Raw genomic sequence first — 23,289 nt, forward strand, 5'->3', positions numbered from 1 at the left:
ACGAAGTCAGTAACCATACCTACGGCAAGGCGAAGCTGATGTGGTTTGAAGAGATTTTCGAAGAGTATAAACTGCTTATAAACTAAAAAGGAGTCCTGATGGAACACATTATTTATCAGCTTGAAGAGGATTTGGCAATTATTACTTTAAACCGTCCTGAGGTTGCAAATGGCCTTCATATTCCTATGTGTGAGGAGATTTTAGAAGCGCTGACTCTGGTAGAAGAGAATCCAGCTGTGCATTTTATCTTAATCAATGCCAATGGCAAAGTCTTCTCAGTTGGGGGAGATTTGGTAGAGATGAAGCGAGCAGTGGATGAGGATGATATTCCATCATTGACAAAAATCGCAGAATTGGTCAATACGATTTCCTATAAAATCAAACAAATAGCCAAACCTGTTTTAATGGAAGTTGACGGTGCTGTTGCAGGTGCCGCAGCGAATATAGCTGTTGCGGCAGATTTCTGTCTTGCAACGGATAAGGCTAAGTTTATCCAAGCCTTTGTTGGCGTTGGCTTGGCTCCAGATGCAGGTGGGATTCATCTCTTGAGCCGCAGTATCGGTGTGACGCGTGCTGCTCAATTAGCTATGACAGGAGAGGCTTTGACCGCAGAAAAAGCTCTGGAGTGGGGGCTAGTTTACCGTGTTTCCGAAGCTGATAAACTTGAAAAGACGAGAGAACAGCTTCTTAAAAAATTAAGACGTGGTTCAAGTAATTCCTATGCTGCCATTAAGAAGTTGGTTTGGGAGAGCCAATTTAAAGACTGGCAGGATTACGCTACTTTAGAACTGAATCTACAGGAATCCTTAGCTCAAACAGAGGATTTCAAAGAGGGAGTTCGAGCTCATTCGGAGAGAAGACGGCCTAAATTTACAGGAAAATAAAAAAATACTTGCATCATTCTTTGAACTTTGATATAATTCTCTTGTCAAATGTTTTGATTGTAAAAGTTTTTTTGAGAAGGAGGGATATGAAAAATGGACTACCAACGAATTAATGAATATTTAACATCTATATTTAACAATGTCCTTGTCATTGAGGAAGTGAGCTTGAGAGGTAGTCGTTTCAAGGATATCTCCATCAAAGAAATGCATACGATTGATGTGATTGGGAAATTCCCAGACGTGACACCAAGTCAAGTGTCAAAAGAGTTGATGGTGACTCTTGGGACAGTTACGACTAGTTTGAATAATCTCGAACGCAAGGGTTACATTGAACGCATTCGCTCAGAGCAGGATCGTCGTGTGGTGCATCTACATTTGACAAAGAAGGGTCGCTTGGTTCATAGGCTCCATAAACGCTTCCACAAGGCCATGGTTGAAAAAATCATTGATGGTATGAGTAAGGAAGAAATTGATGTTATGAGCAAAGGTTTGACCAATCTTTATCAATTTTTGGAGGATTTGAAATAATGGCTTTTGCAAAAATAAGCCAGGTTGCTCATTATGTGCCAGAGCAAGTGGTTACAAATCACGACTTGGCTCAGATTATGGATACCAATGATGAGTGGATTTCAAGTCGGACGGGAATACGACAAAGGCATATTTCAAGAACAGAATCTACCAGTGATTTGGCTACAGAGGTTGCTAAGAAACTGATGACAAAAGCTGGAATCACAGGGGAAGAGCTGGATTTTATCATCCTAGCCACCATTACTCCAGATTCGATGATGCCCTCTACAGCTGCTCGTGTCCAAGCTAATATTGGTGCTAATAAGGCCTTTGCTTTTGACCTAACAGCGGCTTGCAGTGGATTTGTATTTGCTCTTTCAACTGCTGAAAAGTTTATCGCTTCTGGTCGCTTTCAAAAAGGCTTGGTGATTGGTAGTGAAACCCTCTCTAAGGCAGTCGATTGGTCAGACCGATCAACAGCTGTATTGTTTGGAGATGGTGCTGGTGGTGTCTTGCTAGAAGCTAGCGAGCAAGAGCATTTCTTAGCTGAGAGTCTCAATAGCGATGGAAGTCGCAGCGAGTGTCTAACTTATGGGCATTCAGGCCTGCATTCTCCATTTTCAAATCAAGAAAATGCAGATTCATTTTTGAAGATGGATGGACGCGCAGTCTTTGATTTTGCTGTTCGGGATGTAGCCAAGTCTATCAAGCAGACCATTGTGGAATCTCCTGTAGAGGCGACAGACTTGGATTATCTGCTACTTCATCAGGCTAATGACCGTATTTTGGATAAGATGGCTAGAAAAATCGGTGTCGACCGAGACAAACTTCCAGCCAATATGATGGAATATGGCAATACCAGTGCAGCAAGTATCCCGATTTTACTTTCAGAGTGTGTAGAACAAGGTCTCATCCCTTTAGATGGTAGCCAGACTGTTCTGTTATCAGGCTTCGGTGGAGGCTTGACCTGGGGCACGCTCATTCTTACAATTTAGGTAATCATGTGGTGAACACATTGTTATAAAAAACTATTTATTTTAAAGGAGTCCTATCATGGCAGTATTTGAAAAAGTACAAGAAATTATCGTTGAAGAACTTGGAAAAGACGCATCAGAAGTAACACTTGAATCAACTTTTGATGATTTGGACGCAGATTCATTGGACTTGTTCCAAGTAATCTCAGAAATCGAAGATGCTTTTGATATCCAAATCGAAGCAGAAGATGACTTGAAAACAGTTGGTGACTTGGTTGCCTACGTTGAAGAGCAAACAAAATAAACAGAATATAGATAGAAGGAGTAGGGAAACCCGCTCCCTCTTGTTTAGGCAATAGTTTGATTGTCAAATTATGACGGTATCGAACTATTACGTAAGCAAGAAACGATGGAGGCACTATGAAAACGCGTATTACAGAATTATTGAATATTGAGTATCCTATTTTCCAAGGAGGAATGGCTTGGGTTGCTGATGGTGATTTGGCAGGGGCTGTTTCCAAGGCTGGAGGACTAGGGATTATTGGTGGGGGAAATGCCCCGAAAGAAGTCGTCAAGGCAAATATTGACAAGATTAAATCGTTAACGGATAAACCCTTTGGTGTCAACATCATGCTCTTGTCTCCCTTTGTGGAAGATATTGTAGACCTTGTTATCGAGGAAGGGGTTAAGGTAGTGACAACAGGCGCAGGAAATCCTGGTAAATACATGGAACGTTTCCATGAAGCGGGGATTACAGTTATTCCTGTTGTACCAAGCGTTGCCCTAGCTAAACGCATGGAAAAAATCGGTGCGGATGCTGTTATTGCAGAAGGAATGGAAGCTGGGGGGCATATCGGTAAATTAACAACCATGACCTTGGTGCGTCAAGTGGCTGCTGCTGTATCTATTCCTGTTATTGCTGCAGGAGGGATTGCGGATGGTGAAGGTGCTGCGGCTGGCTTTATGCTAGGTGCAGAGGCTGTTCAGGTTGGAACGCGTTTTGTCGTTGCAAAAGAGTCTAATGCCCATCCAAATTATAAGGCGAAAATTTTAAAAGCTAGAGATATTGATACTACGATTTCAGCTCAACACTTTGGACATGCTGTTCGAGCTATTAAAAACCAGTTGACTCGTGATTTTGAAAAAGCTGAAAAAGATGCCTTTAAACAAGAAAATCCAGATTTGGAAATTTTTGAACAAATGGGAGCAGGTGCCCTAGCCAAAGCAGTTGTTCACGGAGATGTGGATGGCGGATCTGTCATGGCAGGTCAGATTGCAGGGCTTGTTTCCAAAGAAGAAACCGTTGAAGAAATCCTAAAAGATTTGTACTATGGAGCAGCTAAGAAAATTCAAGAAGAAGCCTCTCGTTGGGCAGGAGTTGTAAGAAATGACTAAAACAGCCTTTTTATTTGCTGGCCAAGGTGCCCAGTATCTAGGTATGGGACGGGATCTCTATGATCAGTATCCGATTGTCAAAGAAACGATTGATCAAGCTAGTCAGGTACTCGGTTATGATTTGCGTCATCTCATCGATAGGGAAGAAGACAAACTCAATCATACCCGCTATACGCAACCAGCTATTTTAGCGACTTCGGTTGCTATCTACCGTTTATTGCAAGAAAAGGGCTATCAGCCTGATATGGTTGCTGGTTTATCCCTTGGAGAATATTCTGCTTTGGTGGCCAGTGGTGCTTTGGATTTTGAAGATGCGGTTGCCTTGGTAGCTAAGCGTGGAGCTTATATGGAAGAAGCAGCTCCTGCTGGCTCTGGTAAGATGGTCGCAGTTCTCAATACGCCAGTAGAGGTCATTGAAGAAGCCTGTCAAAAAGCTTCTGAACTTGGAGTGGTTACTCCAGCCAACTATAATACACCTGCACAAATCGTGATTGGTGGAGAAGTGGCTGCAGTTGACCGAGCTGTCGAACTCTTGCAGGAAGCAGGTGCCAAACGCTTGATTCCTCTCAAGGTGTCAGGACCTTTTCATACCGCTCTCCTTGAGCCTGCTAGCCAGAAACTAGCTGAAACTCTAGCTCAAGTAAGTTTCTCAGATTTCACCTGTCCCCTAGTTGGTAATACAGAAGCTAAGGTCATGAAAAAAGAAGACATTGCTCAACTCTTGATGCGTCAGGTCAAGGAACCAGTTCGTTTCTATGAAAGTATTGCGGTTATGCAAGAAGCAGGCATAACCAACTTTATCGAGATTGGCCCGGGAAAAGTTTTGTCAGGCTTTGTGAAAAAAATTGATAAAACGGCTAAACTAGCCAATGTTGAAGATCAGGCTAGCTTGGAAGCCTTGCTAGAAAACAAGTAATCCCTTCTCCCATAAAGACAAGAGGAAACAGGAGAAAAGAATGCAATTAAAAAATAAAAATATCTTTATTACAGGTTCTAGTCGTGGTATTGGTCTTGCTATCGCCCACAAGTTTGCTCAAGCAGGAGCCAATATTGTTTTAAACAGTCGTGGGTCTATCTCAGAAGAATTGCTCGCTGAGTTTTCAAACTATGGTGTCAAGGTGGTTCCCATTTCAGGAGATGTATCAGATTTTGCAGACGCTAAGCGTATGGTTGAGCAAGCTATTGCAGATCTGGGTTCAGTAGATGTTTTGGTCAACAATGCAGGAATTACTCAAGATACCCTGATGCTCAAGATGACAGAAGTAGATTTTGAAAAAGTGCTTAAAGTGAATCTGACTGGTGCCTTTAACATGACACAATCAGTCTTGAAACCGATGATAAAAGCCAGAGAAGGTGCTATCATTAATATGTCTAGTGTTGTTGGTTTGATGGGAAATATTGGTCAAGCTAACTATGCTGCTTCTAAGGCTGGTTTGATTGGTTTTACCAAGTCTGTGGCGCGTGAAGTGGCTAATCGCAATATCAGAGTTAATGCTATTGCACCTGGAATGATTGAGTCCGATATGACAGCTGTCCTATCAGACAAGGTCAAAGATGCCATGCTGGCGCAAATTCCTATGAAAGCATTTGGGCAGGCAGAGCAGGTTGCAGATTTGACGGTATTTTTAGCAGGCCAAGATTATCTAACTGGTCAAGTGGTTGCCATTGATGGTGGCTTAAGTATGTAGCAGAAGCTAGAGGTGAAAAAGATGAAACTAAATCGCGTAGTAGTAACAGGTTATGGAGTAACATCTCCAATCGGAAATACACCAGAAGAATTTTGGAACAGTTTGACAACTGGAAAAATCGGAATTGGTCAAATAACAAAATTTGATCACAGTGACTTTGATGTGCATAATGCGGCAGAAATCCAAGATTTTCCTTTTGATAAATACTTTGTAAAGAAAGATACCAACCGTTTTGATAACTATTCTTTATATGCCTTGTATGCAGCTCAAGAGGCTGTTAATCATGCAGGTCTTGATGTAGAGACTCTTGACAAGGATCGTTTTGGTGTTATTGTGGCCTCTGGTATTGGTGGAATCAAGGAAATTGAAGATCAAGTGCTTCGTCTCAACGAAAAAGGACCAAAACGTGTGAAACCATTGACCCTTCCAAAAGCCTTGCCAAATATGGCTTCAGGAAATGTTGCCATGCGTTTTGGAGCAAACGGTGTTTGTAAATCCATTAACACTGCCTGCGCTTCATCAAATGATGCGATTGGGGATGCCTTCCGCTCGATTAAGTTTGGTTTCCAAGACGTTATGTTGGTAGGCGGTTCAGAAGCCTCTATCACACCTTTTGCTATTGCTGGTTTCCAAGCCTTGACAGCTCTCTCTACTACAGAGGATCCAACTCGTGCTTCTATCCCATTTGATAAGGATCGCAATGGTTTTGTCATGGGTGAGGGTTCTGGGATGTTGGTTCTTGAAAGTCTTGAACACGCTGAAAAACGTGGGGCTACTATCCTTGCTGAAGTGGTTGGTTACGGAAATACCTGTGATGCCTACCACATGACTTCTCCTCATCCAGAAGGTCAGGGAGCTATCAAGGCCATCAAACTAGCCTTGGAAGAAGCTGAGATTTCTCCAGAACAAGTAGCCTATGTCAATGCTCACGGAACGTCAACTCCTGCTAATGAAAAAGGAGAAAGTGGTGCGATCGTGGCTATGCTTGGTAAGGAAGTACCTGTATCATCAACCAAATCATTCACAGGACATTTGCTGGGTGCTGCAGGCGCGGTAGAAGCTATCGTAACAATCGAGGCTATGCGTCATAACTTTGTACCAATGACAGCTGGAACAAGTGAAGTATCAGATTATATCGAAGCCAATGTCGTTTATGGACAAGGCTTGGAGCAAGAAATTCCATACGCTATTTCAAATACTTTTGGTTTTGGTGGCCACAATGCAGTTCTTGCTTTCAAACGTTGGGAGAATAAATAACTATGAATTTAAACGATATTAAAGACTTGATGGCCCAATTTGACCAATCAAGTTTGAGAGAATTTTCTTATAAAAATGGGACGGATGAGTTACAGTTTAGCAAGAATGAAGCGAAACCTGTGCCTGAAGTTGCAGCTCAAGTCGCTCCAGCACCCGTTCTAGCAACACCGAGTCTAGTAGCTCCTACATCTACTCCAGCAGAGACTGTAACAGAAGAGCTTCCAGCTCCAGCTGAAACAAGTGTGGCTGCTGAGGGAAATCTTGTAGAGAGCCCACTTGTTGGGGTGGCTTACTTGGCTGCCGGTCCAGATAAACCTGCCTTTGTAACAGTTGGTGATAGTGTTAAAAAGGGTCAAACATTGGTGATCATCGAAGCCATGAAAGTCATGAATGAAATCCCAGCTCCTAAGGATGGTGTGGTAACAGAAATTCTCGTTTCAAATGAAGAAATGGTTGAGTTTGGTAAAGGATTGGTACGTATCAAATGATCGATATTCAAGGAATCAAAGAAGCTCTTCCCCACCGTTATCCTATGCTCCTCGTAGACCGTGTCTTGGAAGTGAGCGAGGATACCATCGTTGCCATCAAAAATGTGACCATTAACGAGCCTTTCTTCAACGGTCATTTTCCTCAATATCCAGTTATGCCAGGTGTTCTGATTATGGAAGCCTTGGCGCAAACTGCTGGTGTGTTGGAGTTATCAAAACCTGAAAATAAAGGAAAACTGGTCTTTTACGCTGGTATGGACAAGGTTAAATTTAAGAAGCAAGTTGTACCAGGCGACCAATTGGTTATGACAGCGACTTTTGTAAAACGTCGTGGCACAATCGCTGTGGTTGAAGCAAAGGCTGAAGTGGATGGCAAGCTTGCAGCTAGTGGTACTCTTACCTTTGCAATTGGGAACTAAGGAGGTTCTCCATGTTTCGAAAAATTTTAATTGCCAATCGTGGTGAAATTGCGGTTCGTATTATCCGTGCGGCGCGTGAATTGGGGATTGCGACGGTGGCGGTCTATTCAACTGCCGATAAGGAAGCTCTTCATACACTTTTGGCAGATGAAGCAGTTTGTATCGGCCCTGGCAAAGCAACAGAGTCTTATCTCAATATCAATGCGGTTCTATCAGCTGCAGTCTTGACTGAGGCAGAAGCTATTCACCCCGGTTTCGGATTTCTCAGTGAAAATTCCAAATTTGCAACCATGTGTGAAGAGGTGGGAATCAAGTTTATCGGTCCATCTGGTCATGTTATGGATATGATGGGAGATAAAATCAATGCGCGTGCTCAGATGATCAAAGCTGGTGTTCCAGTCATTCCAGGTTCAGATGGAGAAGTGCATAACTCTGAGGAAGCTTTGATTGTTGCTGAAAAAATTGGCTATCCTGTTATGCTCAAGGCTTCAGCAGGTGGAGGTGGTAAAGGAATTCGTAAGGTTGAAAAACCGGAAGACCTCGTTTCAGCCTTTGAAACGGCCTCTAGTGAAGCTAAGGCCAATTATGGCAATGGTGCTATGTACATAGAACGGGTTATCTACCCAGCTCGTCACATCGAGGTTCAAATCCTAGGAGATGAACACGGAAATGTGATTCACTTGGGTGAACGGGATTGTTCTCTTCAACGGAATAATCAAAAGGTTTTAGAAGAAAGTCCTTCGATTGCAATCGGAAAAACGTTGCGTCATGAAATCGGTGCTGCGGCTGTTCGAGCGGCAGAGTCTGTTGGTTATGAGAATGCAGGGACCATTGAGTTTCTTCTTGATGAAGCAAGTAGCAATTTCTACTTCATGGAAATGAATACTCGTGTACAAGTAGAACATCCAGTAACAGAATTTGTTTCAGGTGTGGATATCGTTAAGGAACAGATTCGCATTGCGGCAGGTCAGCCTTTATCTGTTAAGCAAGAAGATATTGTCCTACGCGGTCATGCCATCGAGTGTCGGATCAATGCAGAAAATCCAGCCTTTAACTTTGCCCCAAGTCCAGGTAAGATTTCCAATCTCTATCTGCCAAGTGGGGGAGTTGGCTTGCGCGTGGATTCAGCAGTTTATCCAGGTTATACCATTCCGCCTTATTATGATAGTATGATTGCCAAAATCATCGTTCACGGTGAAAATCGTTTTGACGCCTTGATGAAAATGCAACGTGCCCTCTATGAATTAGAGATTGAAGGAGTGCAGACCAATGCAGATTTCCAGCTTGACCTCATTTCAGATCGCAATGTCATTGCTGGGGATTATGATACTTCCTTCTTGATGGAAACCTTCTTACCTAAATATCAAGAAAAAGAATAAAATGACTTCAAGAGTTTAAACCGAAAAGGGGAATCAATGGCTCTATTTAGTAAAAAAGATAAGTATATTCGAATCAATCCCAATCGTTCGGTTAGGGAAAAACCTCAAGCTAAGCCAGAGGTTCCAGATGAATTATTCTCCCAGTGTCCAGGCTGCAAGCATACCATTTATCAGAAGGATCTGGGAAGTGAGCGTATCTGTCCGCACTGTAGCTATACCTTTCGTATTTCTGCCCAAGAACGCTTGGCTTTGACGATTGATATGGGAACCTTCAAGGAATTGTTTACAGGGATTGAAAGCAAGGATCCCTTGCATTTCCCTGGTTATCAAAAGAAACTAGCAACTATGCGTGAAAAAACAGGTCTGGATGAAGCCGTTGTGACAGGAACAGCTCTTATTAAAGGTCAGACTGTGGCTCTTGGGATAATGGATTCTAACTTTATCATGGCTTCTATGGGTACAGTTGTAGGTGAGAAAATCACTCGTTTGTTTGAGTATGCGACTGTCGAACAATTGCCAGTTGTTCTCTTCACAGCCTCTGGTGGAGCCCGTATGCAGGAAGGAATCATGAGTCTCATGCAGATGGCCAAGATTTCTGCAGCGGTTAAACGCCATTCAAATGCAGGTCTCTTTTACCTGACCATTTTGACAGATCCAACGACAGGTGGTGTGACAGCTTCTTTCGCTATGGAAGGCGATATCATTCTAGCAGAACCACAGAGTTTAGTCGGTTTTGCTGGGCGTCGTGTCATTGAAAATACGGTTCGTGAAAGCTTGCCTGAGGGGTTCCAAAAGGCAGAATTCCTATTGGAGCATGGATTTGTGGATGCTATTGTCAAAAGAAGAGACTTACCAGATACGATTGCTAGTCTAGTCAGATTGCACGGAGGGGGTCCCAGATGAATATTGCAAAAATAGTCAGAGAAGCGCGTGAGCAGAGTCGCTTGACAACTTTGGACTTTGCGACAGGCATTTTTGATGAATTTATCCAATTACATGGTGACCGTTCTTTTCGTGATGATGGTGCAGTTGTTGGTGGTATCGGCTGGCTTGGAGATCAAGCTGTAACAGTGGTTGGTATCCAAAAAGGCAAGAGTTTACAAGATAACCTCAAGCGGAATTTTGGTCAACCGCATCCAGAAGGCTACCGCAAGGCCCTACGGTTGATGAAACAGGCTGAAAAATTTGGCCGTCCAGTTGTGACCTTTATCAATACAGCAGGTGCCTATCCTGGTGTGGGAGCGGAAGAACGTGGACAGGGAGAAGCCATTGCTCGCAATCTCATGGAAATGAGTGATCTGAGAGTTCCTATTATCGCTATCATTATCGGTGAAGGTGGTTCAGGTGGTGCTCTGGCTCTAGCAGTCGCAGACCGTGTTTGGATGCTGGAAAATTCTATCTATGCTATTCTCAGCCCAGAAGGCTTTGCTTCCATTTTATGGAAGGACGGCAGTCGTGCCATGGAAGCAGCAGAACTGATGAAAATCACTTCACATGAGCTGCTAGAAATGGACGTGGTGGATAAGGTGATTTCTGAAGCAGGACTTTCTAGTAAAGAACTGATTAAGAGTGTAAAGAAAGAACTCCAAACGGAGCTAGCCCTACTTTCAAAAAAAACGTTAGAAGAGTTGTTGGAAGAGCGTTACCAACGATTTAGAAAATACTAATACAAAAACTAGAACTGGCAGTCAGTTCTAGTTTTTTGAGGTTCTTACTCTGTGCAGAGGGGAAAGTCAAAAGGTGCTTGGAAGACCAAACACCTTTTCGATTATTCATTTTCTTCTGTCACAAATTGACTAAGCAGTCCGTTGATAAAACGGGCTGATTTTTGATCTGAAAAATTCTTAGCGAGTTCAATGGCTTCATTGACTGCTACAAGCTGAGGTGTATCAAATGATGTAATTTCAAAGATACCCAAGCGTAGTAAGTTTTTTTCGACCAAGGTCAAGCGTTCAACTGTCCAGCCTGACTTGAGGTGCTGGTTGATTTGTTTATCCAACTCTTCTTTTTGAGCTTGGATACCAGAAACCAAGTTTAGAAGAAAGGCAGGGATTTGCACATCTGCATCTTCACGGTCATGCGTGTAGGCAAAGTGACAAGCTGTTTCCATATCTGTGTCGAATTCAAGGCTCATAAGAGCTTGAAAAGCGCATTTACGAAGTTCGCGTCTAGATTCTAATAATGGACTAGTCATTGAGGAAGTCCTCGTTAAATAGATCTTTCAACTCAGGTTTTGGTGTTTTATCTGGAACGATTCCCGCAACATGGATGTTGACAGCAGCAAGTTCCACATCAGCCATATCACGAACAGCATCTTTGACCGCTTTTTGAATAGCAAGAGCAACTTTTGGTACTTTCACACCGTACTCAAGATAGAGGTAGATGTCAGCAGTTAGTTCTTCGTTGCTTTCTTTTAAGTAGACACCACGACCAAGAGAGAGTTTTGATAGGGTGTCAGATACGGATTTATTTGAAAATGAATGGACACCATCAACTTTAGCAGTTGCGATGGCAATGATTTTTTCAAGTACACGTGGAGCGATAACGATTTCGCCAAATTGTTCTTCAATTCCCATAGAATGACCTCTTTCTAGAGATTAGGCACGAGAAACGTAAGTTCCTTCTGCAGTGTTGATGATCAATTTTTGTCCAGCTTCGATGAAGTCAGGAACGTTGACAACAAGTCCAGTTTCCATAGTTGCTGGTTTACCAGAACCTGTAACAGTAGCACCTTTGATAGATGGTTGTGTTTCAGCGACTGTCAATTCAACAGTAGTTGGTACAGTTACACCGATCACTTCAGTTCCGTAGAATTGGATTTTCACATCAGAGTTTTCAAGGATGTAAAGCAATTCATTTTCAACGTTTATGACTGGAATTTCATATTGGTCGTAAGTTTCAGTGTTCATGAAGTAGGCAGTTTCATCCATTTTGTACAAGTATTGAGCTGGAACAGTTTCGATAATAGCTTGTTCGAATTTTTCTTCTGGACGGTAGCTTGTGTCAAATGTAGAACCAGTACGGACATCACGCAATTTCATACGCATGATCGTGTTCCCTTTACCTGGTTTGTGGTGGCTAGCTTCCAAAACGCGGATCAATTTTCCGTCTGCAGTTTCAAATGTCATACCAGCTTTCAATTTGCTTGCTTCAATCATGTTTTTACCTCTTTAATAAATATTATTACTCTTCATTTTACCATAAAATCTTCTGAAAATAAAGCCAAAATAGTTATTGGGAGATGATGGGAGCGAAAAAACCAACCTCAGGGCTGGTTTTTACATATTACTCTTCTTTCAACTTGGCCAATTCTTGGGCAAGGAGTTTAAGAGCAACTTGTGGGTTGGCTTGACCTTTGGTTGCCTTCATAAGGAATCCTGTAAAGGCCTTGTCTGCGTTACGTTTGCCTGACTTGAAGTCAGCAACTGCTGCTTCATTATCCGCAAAGACTTGGTGGATAATTGGGATCAGGATTTCAGGATCTGAGATTTGAACCATACCTGCTTTTTCCACGTATTCACGCGCGCCACCGCCATTTTTAGCCAGGTGGACAAAGACTTTCTTGGCAATCTTAGAAGAGATAGTACCGTCTTCGATGATGGCAATCATTTCAACCAAGTTTTCTGGTGTCAATTTGATTTGTTCAAGTGTCTTGCCTTCGGCATTCAAGAACTGAGCGACTTCACCTTGGAGCCAGTTAGAGACTTGTTTGGCATCACCACCTAGGGCGACAGCTTTTTCAAAGAAGTCAGAGGTGACTTTGTTAGCAGTCAACTGGCTAGCATCGTAGTCTGACAAGCCAAGGTCAGAGACGTAGCGAGCACGGCGTTCTTTTGGAAATTCTGGTAACTCTGTATGCATTTCCTCAATCCACTCATCTGAAATTTCAAAGAGAGGTAGGTCTGGTTCTGGGAAGTAGCGGTAGTCTGCAGCACCTTCTTTGACACGCATGAGGATGGTTGCCTTGTTAGCTTCGTCGTAACGGCGTGTTTCTTGACGGATTTGACCACCTGAGCGTAGGATTTCAGCTTGACGTTGGACTTCGTATTCAAGACCTTTGCGAACGTTTGAGAAGGAATTGAGGTTCTTCAACTCTGTCTTGGTACCGAATTTTTCTTGACCATACGGACGAAGAGAGATATTGGCATCCACACGCATAGAACCTTCTTCCATCTTAACGTCAGAAATGCCAGCGTACTGGATGACTTCCTTGAGGGCAGTTAGGTAAGCGTAGGCTTCTTCTGGCGAGCGCATGTCGGCTTCAGATACAATCTCAATCAATGGTACCCCTTGACGGTTGAGGTCAACATAAGAGTAGCCATCTGTACCGTGGGTGTTCTTACCAGCATCTTCCTCTAGGTGGGCGCGTTCGATACCGATTTTCTTAGTTGTACCGTCTTCTAGCTCCACTTCAATCCAGCCGTTGTAACCGATTGGCTCATCAAACTGAGAAATTTGGTAGGCTTTGGGATTATCAGGGTAGAAGTAGTTCTTGCGGTCAAAGTGCATTTTTTTGTGGATGTCCATGTTGAGGGCAAGAGCCGCCTTGATACCAGCATCGACTACACCCTTATTGAGAACTGGCAGAACTCCTGGGAAAGACCAGTCAATCACGTTGGTGTTGGCATTTTGGTCATTTCCGAAGTGGGCAGAAGTAGGTGAGAAGATTTTTGAATTGGTGTTGAGCTCTACGTGGACTTCAAGTCCAATGACTGTTTCAAAGTTCATTAGTTGTCACCTCCAAAAATCACGGGTTGTTGTTTATGGTAGTCTGTTGTTGCTTCAAAGGCAGCAGCAACTTGGTAAATGGTTTCTTCAGAGTACTTAGGACCAATCAATTGCAGACCGACTGGTAGACCTTGAGAGAATCCAGCTGGAATCGAAATTCCAGGCAGTCCTGCCAAGTTTACAGGTATAGTCAAAAGGTCAGCCAAGTACATGGCAACTGGGTCATGGTTGAGTGAGTCCAAGTCATAAGCAACACTTGGAGCAGTTGGACCCAAAATCAAGTCATAATCCGCGAAGACGTTTTCGAAATCTTGAATGATGAGGGTACGGACTTGACCAGCTTTCTTGTAGTAAGCATCGTAGTAACCTGATGAAAGGCTGAAAGTACCTAGCATGATACGGCGTTTCACTTCTTCACCGAAACCTTGGCTACGGCTGTTTACATAGATTTCATTAAGGTTGCTTGCATCTTCTGCGCGGTAGCCGTAACGGATACCGTCAAAACGTTGCAAGTTTGATGAAGCTTCTGATGAAGCGATGATGTAGTAAACGGCAACACCGTATTTAGAGTGAGGAAGGCTGACTTCTTCGACGATAGCGCCCAATTTTTCAAAGTGCTTAGCAGCATTCAGAATGGTTTCCTTAACCTCTGGGTCAATTCCTTCTCCTAGGTATTCCTTAGGTAAAGCAATTTTCATGTCCTTGATGTCTTGACCGATTTTTGAAGTAAAGTCGGCGATGCGGACAGGAGCAGAAGTAGAGTCTTTGGCATCTTCGCTGGCAATAGCGTTGAGCAAGAGGGCGTTTTCCTTAACAGTTGGTGCGAAAGGTCCAATCTGGTCTAATGAGCTACCAAAGGCAATGAGACCGAAACGAGAAACCGTTCCGTAGGTTGGTTTGAGACCAACAATCCCGTTGAAGGCAGCAGGTTGGCGGATAGAACCACCGGTATCAGAACCAAGTGACAAGCGGACTTGTCCTGAGGCTACAGCTGCGGCTGAACCACTTGAAGAACCACCAGGAACCTTGGTCCGATCCCAAGCATTTTTAGTGGCACCGTAGTGAGAAGTTTCACCTGAACCACCCATGGCAAACTCGTCCATGTTAGTCTTTCCAACAACAATCATACCTTTAGCTTTGGCATTAGCAACGGCTGTCGCATCAAAGATAGGCTCGTAGTTGTAGAGCATTTTTGAGGCGGCAGTTGTGAGAATGCCGTCTGTAGAGATGTTATCCTTTACTGCAAGCGGAATTCCTGAAAGGACATTATCAGCATCGATTCCAGCTTGGTCAATAGCCTTGGCTTGAGCAAGGGCTTGCTCCTCAGCGATGGTAACAAAAGCGTTGATAGCTGTCTCGCGAGACTTGATATCTTCAAGCGTAGCTTGGGTCAATTCCGTTGCTGAAATTTCCTTAGAAACAAGGAGATTGTGCAAGTCTTCAATGGTTTTATTGTTAAAAGTCATTAGGCATCTCCTCCATCGTCTAGGATAGCTGGCACCTTGATATAGTAGTTGTCTTTTTCAGGTACGTTTTTAAACAAGCGATCACGGTCTGTTCCTTCTTCGGCCACATCAGGGCGGAGTACAGTCTTGCGGTCAGCCATAGTCGTAGTAGGTGCGACACCAGTTGTGTCAACTTCGCCCAGCAATTCAACCATGTCAACAATCTTAGACAAGGTAGTCGCAAAGGCAGCAGTTTCTTCTTCAGAGAATCTTAATTTTGAAAGATTGGCAACGTGTGTTACCTCTTCTTGCGTAATTTTCATCTTGCATCCTTTCGTGAAATGATGATTTTTAGTCTGTTCTATTTTACCATATTTTCCTATAAATAAGGGAGGGATAAGTGAAAAGAAATAGAAATTGAAAAAAATGCTAAAATCCGATATAATGGAGTGTTGAAAGGAATGGTAAAATCCAATGTAAAAATCATTCTTAGCTATCGAAACAAGGAAAATAGAGAATCTAAAGAAAGAGAACTTATGAATATTCAAGAAGAAATTAAGAAACGTCGTACCTTTGCCATCATCTCCCACCCGGACGCGGGGAAAACAACCATAACGGAGCAGTTGCTCTACTTTGGGGGTGAGATTCGTGAGGCTGGTACCGTAAAAGGAAAGAAAACAGGGACTTTTGCCAAGTCTGACTGGATGGATATCGAGAAGCAACGTGGGATTTCGGTGACTTCATCTGTTATGCAGTTTGATTACGATGGCAAGCGCGTCAACATCCTAGACACCCCAGGGCACGAGGACTTTTCAGAAGATACCTATCGTACCTTGATGGCGGTGGATGCTGCGGTCATGGTTGTGGACTCTGCCAAGGGTATCGAGGCGCAAACCAAGAAATTGTTTGAGGTTGTGAAACACCGTGGCATTCCAGTCTTTACCTTTATGAACAAGCTGGACCGTGACGGTCGTGAGCCACTGGACCTCTTGCAAGAATTGGAAGAAGTATTGGGCATTGCGAGCTATCCGATGAACTGGCCAATCGGGATGGGGAAAGCTTTTGAAGGCTTGTATGACCTCTATAATCAACGCTTGGAGCTCTACAAGGGGGATGAGCGTTTTGCTAGTTTAGAAGATGGGGATAAGCTTTTTGGTAGCAATCCTTTCTACGAGCAAGTCAAAGATGATATTGAACTTTTAAATGAAGCTGGAAATGAGTTTTCAGAGGAAGCTATCCTTGCTGGAGAATTGACACCTGTCTTCTTTGGTTCAGCTTTGACAAACTTTGGTGTGCAGACCTTCCTTGAGACCTTCCTCAAGTTTGCTCCAGAACCACATGGACACAAGAAAACAGACGGTGAAGTTGTGGATCCGTACGACAAGGATTTCTCAGGATTTGTCTTTAAAATCCAAGCCAACATGGACCCTCGTCACCGTGACCGTATTGCCTTTGTCCGTATCGTATCAGGCGAATTTGAGCGTGGTATGAGTGTCAACCTGCCTCGTACTGGTAAGGGAGCTAAGCTGTCAAATGTTACTCAGTTTATGGCGGAAAGTCGTGAGAATGTAACCAATGCCGTGGCGGGTGATATTATCGGTGTATACGATACAGGTACTTATCAAGTTGGGGATACCTTGACAGTTGGGAAAAACAAATTTGAATTTGAACCACTGCCAACCTTTACACCTGAGATTTTCATGAAAGTTTCTGCCAAGAATGTCATGAAGCAAAAATCCTTCCACAAGGGGATTGAGCAACTGGTGCAAGAGGGGGCTATTCAGCTTTATAAGAATTACCAAACAGGCGAGTATATGCTGGGAGCTGTAGGTCAACTCCAGTTTGAAGTCTTTAAGCACCGTATGGAGGGCGAGTACAATGCGGAAGTCGTCATGAGCCCAATGGGGAAAAAGACCGTTCGTTGGATCAAGCCTGAGGACTTGGATGAACGCATGTCGTCAAGTCGCAATATCTTGGCTAAAGACCGCTTTGACCAACCAGTCTTCCTCTTTGAAAATGACTTTGCCCTCCGTTGGTTTGCGGACAAGTATCCAGATGTAGAGTTGGAAGAAAAAATGTAGATCGCCAAAGTTACTTGATTGTGTAACAATCTAAGTAACTAACGCCAAGTTTCTATGGAACTTGGCTAGGCGCTCCACTAGTAAAGTTTTACGAATAATATCGATTCGTAAAACTTTACGTCGTAACAGTTAGCAAGCGGTAACTGCCTCACTAACTACGTTTGGCAAATAGGATCGATTTGTAAAACTCCGTGTCGTAATGTAAAAAATAGCCTTACCTAAACGCTTCACTAGGCAAAGTCCACGAATGGTATAGATTCGTAAAACTTTCCGTCGTAACTGGTAGTGAGTGGTCTAGCTAACTGCTTTACTAACTACGTTTGGCAAATGGAATCGATTTGCCAAGCCCCGTGTCGTGGTGTAAAAAATAGCCTTATCTAAACGCTTTGCCGTCATAATGGAAAGTAAGCTCCCCAAACATATGATGGGAATAAAAAAGAAATGAGATAGAGAATGAGAGACGAGAAAAAAGCGATTGTCTTAGGCGCAGGTAATGCTCAGTATGAATAAAGTTGAAACAACAATAAAGTCCCTGTGTATTCGTTATGATAATCGGAAGTTTTATATTTTTAATGATGATTTTCCGATTGACAGTAGTATTCTGAAAGATTATCGTTTACCCTTTGAGGGACTTTCTTACGCTACCTTATTTAGGTATTTTATCCCTAAGTATGTAAGTGAGGTTCGTGTATTGTATTTAGACTTGGATATTATAGTGAGAAAACCGATAGATGAGCTGTGGTACTTAGACTTAACAGGCATCTCCTGAGTAGTAGTTAGAGATGATTTTTATACACCTATTTTCAATGTTGTTTTTTGTTAATCAACAATGACATGTGAAGAGCAGAAAATGTCACGTAAAATCTGATTTAAGACACAAATAAAAAATCTTCCAATTCTCTGTTTCCGTGTCTGAAGGCTTCTTTTCCTTTCTGTTGATAGACTAGTAGCAGACGATTGATTTGTCTTTCAGAAAGATTGAGTTCGACACAGGCTCGATTCTTTGTTTTCTTTCCTTGGTCTATAGCTTTTATCACAAGATATTTTTTCGTTTCATTCATATTCAGTTGGATCCTTTTCATATGACTATTCTACCAAATGGGACATTTTCACGTTCGATTTACTAAAGACATTATCGCATTCGAATCACAATAAATAAAAAAATCTTCCAATTCCCTTGCAAAAATGAAGAAAGTGTGATAACATAGTACGGTATGTGGTGCTAGCACATCCGCTATATTAGATCTAATAGGAGGAAAACACAATGGCTAAAGTATGTTACTTTACAGGTCGTAAGACTGTATCAGGAAACAACCGTTCACACGCGATGAACCAAACAAAACGTGCCGTAAAACCAAACCTTCAAAAAGTTACTGTTCTTATCGATGGTAAACCTAAAAAAGTTTGGGCTTCAGCTCGTGCTTTGAAATCAGGTAAAGTTGAACGCGTTTAATAATAAAAGCAAGGAGACCTCAGGGTCTTTTTCTTTTGTCATAGCGAAAAAATCATTTTAAAAGCAGAGTAAATATCCGCTGATACAGTATTCTGCTTTTACACTTGGGCTGAAATATGATAAAATAGAGTATCAACTAGTTGAGGTAAAAAGGATGACTGTAAAAATTAATACAAAAGATGGTCAAATCGAACTAACAGATGAAGTGATTGCAACTGTCGTAGGCGGTGCAACAACTGAGATTTTTGGTGTGGTCGGTATGGCTAGTAAAAATGCCCTCAAAGATAATTTCCAAGCCCTTCTAGGTAAGGAAAATTATTCCAAAGGTGTCGTCGTAAAGGCAGCCGAAGATGGAAGCATTGCAGTTGATGTGTATACCGTGTTGAGCTACGGAACAAAGATTAGTGAAGTGTCAAAAAACATTCAAGAGCGTGTTGCCTTTAGCTTGGAAAACCAGCTTGGAATTACTGCTCAGACTGTAAATGTCTACATTCAAAATATCAAAGTTGTAGGAGAATAACCGTGTCAAAAATTACTACTAGCTTATTTCAAGAAATGGTGCAGGCTGCATCAACTCGCTTGAATAAGCAAGCTGAATATGTCAATTCATTAAACGTCTTCCCTGTTCCAGATGGAGATACTGGGACAAATATGGGAATGACCATTGAAAATGGTGCTAAAGAAGTTGCAGACAAGCCAGCTTCTACAGTTGGCGAGGTAGCGAGCATTCTTGCCAAAGGTCTTTTGATGGGTGCGCGGGGGAACTCAGGAGTTATTACGTCTCAGCTTTTCCGTGGATTTTCACAAGCGATCAAGGATAAAGACGAGTTAACAGGTCAAGACTTGGCCCTTGCCTTCCAATCAGGTGTGGAAGTTGCCTATAAGGCAGTGATGAAGCCAGTTGAAGGAACGATTTTGACAGTTTCTCGTGGTGCTGCTATCGGTGCTAAGAAAAAAGCTGAGCAAACAGATGACGCTGTTGAAGTCATGCGCGCAGCTTTAGAAGGTGCTAAAACAGCTCTAGCTAAAACACCAGACATGCTTCCAGTCTTGAAGGAAGTTGGCGTTGTGGACTCGGGTGGTCAAGGATTGGTTTTCATCTACGAAGGTTTCCTTTCAGCCCTTACTGGCGAATATATTGCATCTGAGGACTTTGTAGCCACTCCTGCCAACATGAGTGAAATGATCAATGCAGAGCACCACAAGTCTGTGGCTGGTCATGTGGCGACTGAGGACATCAACTTTGGTTACTGTACTGAAATCATGGTAGCTCTTAAGCAAGGTCCAACCTATGCCAAAGATTTTGACTACGATGAATTCCGTAACTACTTGAATGAACTTGGAGATTCTCTCCTCGTTGTCAATGATGATGAAATCGTCAAAGTCCATGTCCATACAGAAGATCCAGGACTTGTCATGCAAGAAGGTCTCAAATATGGTAGCTTGGTCAAGGTAAAAGTTGACAATATGCGTAACCAACACGAAGCACAGGTTGAGAAAGAAGCTGCTCAAGTTAGCAAGCCAGCTGAAGAAAAAGAGTATGCTTTGATTGCCGTGGTGGCTGGTAAAGGTCTAGCAGATATCTTCCGTTCTCAAGGTGTGGATTATGTTATCGAAGGCGGTCAAACCATGAACCCTTCAACAGAAGACTTTATCAAGGCTGTTGAACAGGTCAACGCTCGTAACATTATCTTCCTGCCAAACAACAAAAACATCTTCATGGCAGCTCAATCTGCAGCAGAAGTTTTGGAGCAACCAGCAGTAGTGGTGGAAGCTCGCACTCTTCCTCAAGGTTTGACAAGTCTTCTTGCTTTTGATCCAAGTAAGTCCATCGAAGAAAACCAAGAGCGTATGACAGCTGCTCTTAGCGATGTCGTTAGCGGAAGCGTCACAACAGCTGTGCGTGATACAACCATTGATGGCTTAGAAATCCATGAAAATGATAATCTAGGTATGGTGGATGGGAAAATTCTCGTGTCAAACCCTGACATGCACCAAACCTTGACAGAAACTTTGAAACATATGTTGGATGAAGATAGTGAAATCGTAACCTTCTATGTCGGTGAAGACGGAAGCGAAGAACTTGCCAATGAAATTGCTCAAGAAATCGCAGAAGAATTCGAAGACGTTGAAGTCGAGATTCACCAAGGTCAACAACCTGTTTACCCATACCTATTTAGTGTAGAATAAGATTAATGAAGGACTGAGAAATCAGTTCTTTTTTTCTTTTTAAATAATGAAATCGGTATCTTTTAAATAAAAACCAAAATAACATTCATAAATAAACGTTAAAATAGAAAATTCAGAAAATTTCTTCTTTTGTCTTGAAAAATTTTGAAAAAGTGGTATGATAGTAACAAGTTATTTTTAAGAGGAAAGAAAGGGGAACAATGGAGAAAATCAGTTTAGAATCTCCTAAGACGGGGTCTGACCTAGTTTTGGAAACACTTCGTGATTTAGGAATTGATACCATCTTTGGCTATCCTGGTGGTGCAGTCTTGCCTTTTTATGATGCGATATATAATTTTAAAGGCATTCGCCACATTCTAGGACGCCATGAGCAAGGCTGTCTGCATGAAGCTGAAGGTTATGCTAAATCAACTGGAAAGTTGGGTGTTGCCGTCGTTACTAGCGGACCGGGAGCAACAAATGCCATTACAGGGATTGCGGATGCCATGAGCGATAGTGTTCCCCTTTTGGTCTTTACAGGTCAGGTGGCGCGAGCAGGGATTGGGAAGGATGCCTTTCAGGAGGCAGACATCGTGGGAATTACCATGCCAATCACTAAGTACAATTACCAAGTTCGTGAGACAGCTGATATTCCTCGTATCATTACGGAAGCTGTCCATATCGCAACTACAGGCCGTCCAGGGCCAGTTGTAATTGACCTACCTAAAGACGTATCTGCTTTAGAAACAGACTTCATCTATTCATCAGAAGTGAACCTACCAAGCTATCAGCCGACTCTTGAGCCAAATGATATGCAAATCAAGAAAATCTTGAAGCAATTATCCAAGGCTAAAAAGCCAGTCTTGCTAGCTGGTGGTGGAATTAGTTATGCTGAAGCTGCTGCAGAATTAAATGAATTTGCAGAACGCTATCAAATTCCGGTGGTAACCAGTCTTTTGGGACAAGGAACGATTGCAACGAGTCATCCACTCTTCCTTGGAATGGGAGGCATGCACGGGTCATTCGCAGCTAATATTGCCATGACGGAAGCGGACTTTATGATTAGTATTGGTTGCCGTTTCGATGACCGTTTGACGGGGAATCCAAAGACTTTTGCTAAGAATGCTAAGGTTGCTCACATTGATATTGACCCAGCTGAGATTGGTAAGATTATCAGTGCAGATATTCCTGTAGTTGGAGATGCTAAGAAAGCCTTGCAAATGTTGCTAGCAGAACCAACAGTTCATAACAATACTGAGAAATGGATTGAAAAAGTTACCAAAGACAAGAACCGCGTTCGTTCTTATGATAAGAAAGAGCGTGTAGTTCAACCGCAAGCTGTTATTGAACGAATTGGTGAATTAACTAACGGAGATGCCATTGTGGTCACAGACGTAGGTCAACACCAAATGTGGACAGCCCAGTATTATCCCTACCAAAATGAACGTCAGTTAGTGACTTCAGGTGGTTTAGGAACCATGGGATTTGGAATTCCAGCAGCAATCGGGGCTAAAATTGCTAACCCAGATAAGGAAGTAGTCTTGTTTGTTGGGGATGGCGGTTTCCAAATGACTAATCAGGAATTGGCGATTTTGAACATTTACAAGGTGCCAATCAAGGTGGTTATGCTGAACAACCACTCACTTGGAATGGTTCGTCAGTGGCAGGAATCCTTCTATGAAGGTAGAACATCTGAGTCAGTCTTTGATACCCTTCCTGATTTCCAATTGATGGCACAAGCTTACGGTATTAAAAACTATAAATTTGACAATCCTGAGACCTTGGCTCAAGACCTTGAAGTCATCACTGAGGATGTTCCTATGCTAATCGAGGTAGATATTTCTCGTAAGGAGCAGGTGTTACCAATGGTGCCAGCTGGTAAGAGCAATCATGAGATGTTGGGGGTGAAGTTCCATGCGTAGAATGTTAACAGCAAAACTACAAAATCGTTCGGGAGTCCTCAATCGCTTTACCGGTGTCCTGTCTCGCCGTCAGGTTAATATCGAAAGCATCTCTGTTGGAGCAACAGAAGATCCGAATGTATCGCGTATCACCATTATTATTGATGTAGCTTCACATGATGAAGTGGAGCAAATCATCAAGCAGCTCAATCGTCAGATTGATGTGATTCGCATTCGAGATATTACGGATAAACCACACTTGGAACGCGAGGTGATTTTGGTTAAGATGTCAGCGCCAGCTGAGAAGCGAGCTGAGATTCTAGCGATTATTCAACCTTTCCGTGCAACAGTGGTAGACGTAGCGCCAAGCTCGATTACCATTCAAATGACAGGAAATGCCGAAAAGAGTGAAGCTCTATTGCGAGTCATTCGACCATACGGTATTCGCAATATCGCTCGTACGGGTGCAACAGGATTTACCCGTGATTAAAAATCCAACTTAAATTTGTTAAACCAGCCTA

General features: G+C 42.7%; 26 protein-coding genes and 1 pseudogene. 20 read left to right on the forward strand and 7 right to left on the reverse strand.

Annotated elements, in window-relative coordinates; all coding sequences use genetic code 11:
- Positions 1 to 98: 98 nt before the first annotated feature.
- From HT725_RS03300 to HT725_RS03360, 13 genes are all read left to right on the forward strand, one after another.
- Entirely contained in the window at positions 99 to 884 is a 786-nt protein-coding gene (locus tag HT725_RS03300; protein ID WP_173217951.1) for an enoyl-CoA hydratase, read from the forward strand.
- Between the two features lie 93 nt (positions 885 to 977).
- Positions 978 to 1,412 (forward strand): MarR family transcriptional regulator, encoded by a 435-nt coding sequence (locus HT725_RS03305; RefSeq protein WP_000386353.1) that lies wholly within the window; start codon positions 978 to 980, stop codon positions 1,410 to 1,412.
- The gene (locus tag HT725_RS03310) at positions 1,412 to 2,386 is read left to right on the forward strand and encodes a beta-ketoacyl-ACP synthase III (protein WP_173217949.1); all 975 of its coding nucleotides are present in this window, start codon (positions 1,412 to 1,414) and stop codon (positions 2,384 to 2,386) included. Before HT725_RS03305 ends, HT725_RS03310 begins: the two co-directional genes overlap by 1 nt.
- A 58-nt stretch (positions 2,387 to 2,444) precedes the next feature.
- Positions 2,445 to 2,669: an acyl carrier protein gene (locus tag HT725_RS03315; RefSeq protein WP_000257838.1), complete on the forward strand. Its 225-nt coding sequence runs from the start codon at positions 2,445 to 2,447 to the stop codon at positions 2,667 to 2,669.
- Positions 2,670 to 2,785: 116 nt separating this feature from the next.
- The gene (fabK, locus tag HT725_RS03320) at positions 2,786 to 3,760 is read left to right on the forward strand and encodes an enoyl-[acyl-carrier-protein] reductase FabK (RefSeq protein ID WP_112444397.1); all 975 of its coding nucleotides are present in this window, start codon (positions 2,786 to 2,788) and stop codon (positions 3,758 to 3,760) included.
- A complete protein-coding gene (gene fabD, locus HT725_RS03325; protein WP_173217947.1) occupies positions 3,753 to 4,676 on the forward strand; it encodes an ACP S-malonyltransferase in 924 nt (307 codons plus the stop codon). The genes fabK and fabD overlap by 8 nt, the downstream gene beginning before the upstream one ends.
- Positions 4,677 to 4,716: 40 nt before the next feature.
- Positions 4,717 to 5,448, forward strand: coding sequence for a 3-oxoacyl-[acyl-carrier-protein] reductase (gene fabG, locus HT725_RS03330; protein WP_173217945.1), 732 nt, complete (start codon positions 4,717 to 4,719; stop codon positions 5,446 to 5,448).
- A 21-nt stretch (positions 5,449 to 5,469) separates the two neighbouring features.
- Positions 5,470 to 6,705 (forward strand): beta-ketoacyl-ACP synthase II, encoded by a 1,236-nt coding sequence (fabF, locus tag HT725_RS03335; protein WP_173253070.1) that lies wholly within the window; start codon positions 5,470 to 5,472, stop codon positions 6,703 to 6,705.
- Between the two features lie 2 nt (positions 6,706 to 6,707).
- The gene (gene accB, locus HT725_RS03340) at positions 6,708 to 7,193 is read left to right on the forward strand and encodes an acetyl-CoA carboxylase biotin carboxyl carrier protein (RefSeq protein ID WP_173253071.1); all 486 of its coding nucleotides are present in this window, start codon (positions 6,708 to 6,710) and stop codon (positions 7,191 to 7,193) included.
- Positions 7,190 to 7,612 carry a 3-hydroxyacyl-ACP dehydratase FabZ gene (gene fabZ, locus HT725_RS03345; protein WP_000565515.1) on the forward strand — a complete coding sequence of 141 codons (423 nt, stop codon included), beginning with the start codon at positions 7,190 to 7,192 and terminating at the stop codon, positions 7,610 to 7,612. The genes accB and fabZ overlap by 4 nt, the downstream gene beginning before the upstream one ends.
- Before the next feature lie 11 nt (positions 7,613 to 7,623).
- A complete protein-coding gene (accC, locus tag HT725_RS03350) occupies positions 7,624 to 8,991 on the forward strand; it encodes an acetyl-CoA carboxylase biotin carboxylase subunit (RefSeq protein WP_173253072.1) in 1,368 nt (455 codons plus the stop codon).
- A gap of 36 nt (positions 8,992 to 9,027) precedes the next feature.
- Positions 9,028 to 9,894, forward strand: coding sequence for an acetyl-CoA carboxylase, carboxyltransferase subunit beta (gene accD / locus HT725_RS03355; protein ID WP_173253073.1), 867 nt, complete (start codon positions 9,028 to 9,030; stop codon positions 9,892 to 9,894).
- Positions 9,891 to 10,658 (forward strand): acetyl-CoA carboxylase carboxyl transferase subunit alpha, encoded by a 768-nt coding sequence (locus HT725_RS03360; RefSeq protein WP_173253074.1) that lies wholly within the window; start codon positions 9,891 to 9,893, stop codon positions 10,656 to 10,658. The genes accD and HT725_RS03360 overlap by 4 nt, the downstream gene beginning before the upstream one ends.
- 101 nt (positions 10,659 to 10,759) lie before the next feature.
- On the opposite strand, the gene nusB is transcribed toward HT725_RS03360, so the two are convergent.
- The 6 genes from nusB to gatC form a co-directional block, all read right to left on the reverse strand.
- Positions 10,760 to 11,185 carry a transcription antitermination factor NusB gene (gene nusB, locus HT725_RS03365; RefSeq protein ID WP_173253075.1) on the reverse strand — a complete coding sequence of 142 codons (426 nt, stop codon included), beginning with the start codon at positions 11,183 to 11,185 and terminating at the stop codon, positions 10,760 to 10,762.
- Positions 11,178 to 11,567 (reverse strand): Asp23/Gls24 family envelope stress response protein, encoded by a 390-nt coding sequence (locus HT725_RS03370; RefSeq protein ID WP_000510575.1) that lies wholly within the window; start codon positions 11,565 to 11,567, stop codon positions 11,178 to 11,180. Before HT725_RS03370 ends, nusB begins: the two co-directional genes overlap by 8 nt.
- Before the next feature lie 21 nt (positions 11,568 to 11,588).
- Positions 11,589 to 12,149 carry an elongation factor P gene (efp, locus tag HT725_RS03375; RefSeq protein ID WP_173253076.1) on the reverse strand — a complete coding sequence of 187 codons (561 nt, stop codon included), beginning with the start codon at positions 12,147 to 12,149 and terminating at the stop codon, positions 11,589 to 11,591.
- 127 nt (positions 12,150 to 12,276) lie between these two features.
- A complete protein-coding gene (gatB, locus tag HT725_RS03380; protein WP_173253077.1) occupies positions 12,277 to 13,719 on the reverse strand; it encodes an Asp-tRNA(Asn)/Glu-tRNA(Gln) amidotransferase subunit GatB in 1,443 nt (480 codons plus the stop codon).
- Positions 13,719 to 15,185 carry an Asp-tRNA(Asn)/Glu-tRNA(Gln) amidotransferase subunit GatA gene (gene gatA, locus HT725_RS03385; RefSeq protein WP_173253078.1) on the reverse strand — a complete coding sequence of 489 codons (1,467 nt, stop codon included), beginning with the start codon at positions 15,183 to 15,185 and terminating at the stop codon, positions 13,719 to 13,721. Before gatA ends, gatB begins: the two co-directional genes overlap by 1 nt.
- Positions 15,185 to 15,487, reverse strand: a complete 303-nt coding sequence (gene gatC / locus HT725_RS03390) for an Asp-tRNA(Asn)/Glu-tRNA(Gln) amidotransferase subunit GatC (protein WP_000705419.1) — start codon at positions 15,485 to 15,487, stop codon at positions 15,185 to 15,187. The genes gatA and gatC overlap by 1 nt, the downstream gene beginning before the upstream one ends.
- 213 nt (positions 15,488 to 15,700) lie before the next feature.
- Between gatC and HT725_RS03395 the strand changes: the two genes are divergently transcribed.
- Together HT725_RS03395 and HT725_RS03400 are read left to right on the forward strand one after the other, a co-directional pair.
- On the forward strand, positions 15,701 to 17,245 hold the full coding sequence (locus HT725_RS03395; RefSeq protein ID WP_173218060.1) for a peptide chain release factor 3: 1,545 nt from the start codon (positions 15,701 to 15,703) through the stop codon (positions 17,243 to 17,245).
- A 502-nt stretch (positions 17,246 to 17,747) separates the two neighbouring features.
- Positions 17,748 to 18,014 (forward strand): glycosyltransferase, encoded by a 267-nt coding sequence (locus tag HT725_RS03400; protein WP_240147164.1) that lies wholly within the window; start codon positions 17,748 to 17,750, stop codon positions 18,012 to 18,014.
- A 130-nt stretch (positions 18,015 to 18,144) separates the two neighbouring features.
- Here HT725_RS03400 and HT725_RS03405 read toward each other — a convergent pair.
- Positions 18,145 to 18,306: pseudogene (locus tag HT725_RS03405) on the reverse strand (helix-turn-helix domain-containing protein); the annotation flags it as partial.
- Between the two features lie 203 nt (positions 18,307 to 18,509).
- On the opposite strand from HT725_RS03405, the gene rpmB reads away from it, so the two are divergent.
- The 5 genes from rpmB to ilvN all read left to right on the forward strand — a co-directional run bounded on the left by rpmB (position 18,510) and on the right by ilvN (position 23,258).
- Complete coding sequence (gene rpmB, locus HT725_RS03410) at positions 18,510 to 18,698, forward strand: 50S ribosomal protein L28 (protein ID WP_001140948.1); 189 nt, start codon at positions 18,510 to 18,512, stop codon at positions 18,696 to 18,698.
- A 154-nt stretch (positions 18,699 to 18,852) separates the two neighbouring features.
- Positions 18,853 to 19,218, forward strand: coding sequence for an Asp23/Gls24 family envelope stress response protein (locus tag HT725_RS03415; RefSeq protein ID WP_050089938.1), 366 nt, complete (start codon positions 18,853 to 18,855; stop codon positions 19,216 to 19,218).
- 2 nt (positions 19,219 to 19,220) lie between these two features.
- Positions 19,221 to 20,888: a DAK2 domain-containing protein gene (locus tag HT725_RS03420; RefSeq protein ID WP_173217927.1), complete on the forward strand. Its 1,668-nt coding sequence runs from the start codon at positions 19,221 to 19,223 to the stop codon at positions 20,886 to 20,888.
- A 200-nt stretch (positions 20,889 to 21,088) separates the two neighbouring features.
- Complete coding sequence (locus HT725_RS03425) at positions 21,089 to 22,789, forward strand: acetolactate synthase large subunit (RefSeq protein ID WP_060805182.1); 1,701 nt, start codon at positions 21,089 to 21,091, stop codon at positions 22,787 to 22,789.
- A complete protein-coding gene (gene ilvN / locus HT725_RS03430) occupies positions 22,782 to 23,258 on the forward strand; it encodes an acetolactate synthase small subunit (protein ID WP_001253803.1) in 477 nt (158 codons plus the stop codon). The genes HT725_RS03425 and ilvN overlap by 8 nt, the downstream gene beginning before the upstream one ends.
- Positions 23,259 to 23,289 lie beyond the last annotated feature (31 nt).

It is taken from the genome of Streptococcus sp. 2579 (assembly GCF_013277195.1).
Taxonomy (GTDB): domain Bacteria; phylum Bacillota; class Bacilli; order Lactobacillales; family Streptococcaceae; genus Streptococcus.

What these genes read in the sequence shown, in the direction of transcription:
- HT725_RS03300 (WP_173217951.1), top strand. Translation starts at nt 99, where the DNA reads ATGGAACACATTATTTATCAGCTTGAAGAGGATTTGGCAATTATTACT.
- HT725_RS03305 (WP_000386353.1), top strand. Translation starts at nt 978, where the DNA reads ATGGACTACCAACGAATTAATGAATATTTAACATCTATATTTAACAAT.
- HT725_RS03310 (WP_173217949.1), top strand. Translation starts at nt 1,412, where the DNA reads ATGGCTTTTGCAAAAATAAGCCAGGTTGCTCATTATGTGCCAGAGCAA.
- HT725_RS03315 (WP_000257838.1), top strand. Translation starts at nt 2,445, where the DNA reads ATGGCAGTATTTGAAAAAGTACAAGAAATTATCGTTGAAGAACTTGGA.
- fabK (WP_112444397.1), top strand. Translation starts at nt 2,786, where the DNA reads ATGAAAACGCGTATTACAGAATTATTGAATATTGAGTATCCTATTTTC.
- fabD (WP_173217947.1), top strand. Translation starts at nt 3,753, where the DNA reads ATGACTAAAACAGCCTTTTTATTTGCTGGCCAAGGTGCCCAGTATCTA.
- fabG (WP_173217945.1), top strand. Translation starts at nt 4,717, where the DNA reads ATGCAATTAAAAAATAAAAATATCTTTATTACAGGTTCTAGTCGTGGT.
- fabF (WP_173253070.1), top strand. Translation starts at nt 5,470, where the DNA reads ATGAAACTAAATCGCGTAGTAGTAACAGGTTATGGAGTAACATCTCCA.
- accB (WP_173253071.1), top strand. Translation starts at nt 6,708, where the DNA reads ATGAATTTAAACGATATTAAAGACTTGATGGCCCAATTTGACCAATCA.
- fabZ (WP_000565515.1), top strand. Translation starts at nt 7,190, where the DNA reads ATGATCGATATTCAAGGAATCAAAGAAGCTCTTCCCCACCGTTATCCT.
- accC (WP_173253072.1), top strand. Translation starts at nt 7,624, where the DNA reads ATGTTTCGAAAAATTTTAATTGCCAATCGTGGTGAAATTGCGGTTCGT.
- accD (WP_173253073.1), top strand. Translation starts at nt 9,028, where the DNA reads ATGGCTCTATTTAGTAAAAAAGATAAGTATATTCGAATCAATCCCAAT.
- HT725_RS03360 (WP_173253074.1), top strand. Translation starts at nt 9,891, where the DNA reads ATGAATATTGCAAAAATAGTCAGAGAAGCGCGTGAGCAGAGTCGCTTG.
- nusB (WP_173253075.1), bottom strand. Translation starts at nt 11,185, where the DNA reads ATGACTAGTCCATTATTAGAATCTAGACGCGAACTTCGTAAATGCGCT.
- HT725_RS03370 (WP_000510575.1), bottom strand. Translation starts at nt 11,567, where the DNA reads ATGGGAATTGAAGAACAATTTGGCGAAATCGTTATCGCTCCACGTGTA.
- efp (WP_173253076.1), bottom strand. Translation starts at nt 12,149, where the DNA reads ATGATTGAAGCAAGCAAATTGAAAGCTGGTATGACATTTGAAACTGCA.
- gatB (WP_173253077.1), bottom strand. Translation starts at nt 13,719, where the DNA reads ATGAACTTTGAAACAGTCATTGGACTTGAAGTCCACGTAGAGCTCAAC.
- gatA (WP_173253078.1), bottom strand. Translation starts at nt 15,185, where the DNA reads ATGACTTTTAACAATAAAACCATTGAAGACTTGCACAATCTCCTTGTT.
- gatC (WP_000705419.1), bottom strand. Translation starts at nt 15,487, where the DNA reads ATGAAAATTACGCAAGAAGAGGTAACACACGTTGCCAATCTTTCAAAA.
- HT725_RS03395 (WP_173218060.1), top strand. Translation starts at nt 15,701, where the DNA reads ATGAATATTCAAGAAGAAATTAAGAAACGTCGTACCTTTGCCATCATC.
- HT725_RS03400 (WP_240147164.1), top strand. Translation starts at nt 17,748, where the DNA reads ATGAATAAAGTTGAAACAACAATAAAGTCCCTGTGTATTCGTTATGAT.
- rpmB (WP_001140948.1), top strand. Translation starts at nt 18,510, where the DNA reads ATGGCTAAAGTATGTTACTTTACAGGTCGTAAGACTGTATCAGGAAAC.
- HT725_RS03415 (WP_050089938.1), top strand. Translation starts at nt 18,853, where the DNA reads ATGACTGTAAAAATTAATACAAAAGATGGTCAAATCGAACTAACAGAT.
- HT725_RS03425 (WP_060805182.1), top strand. Translation starts at nt 21,089, where the DNA reads ATGGAGAAAATCAGTTTAGAATCTCCTAAGACGGGGTCTGACCTAGTT.
- ilvN (WP_001253803.1), top strand. Translation starts at nt 22,782, where the DNA reads ATGCGTAGAATGTTAACAGCAAAACTACAAAATCGTTCGGGAGTCCTC.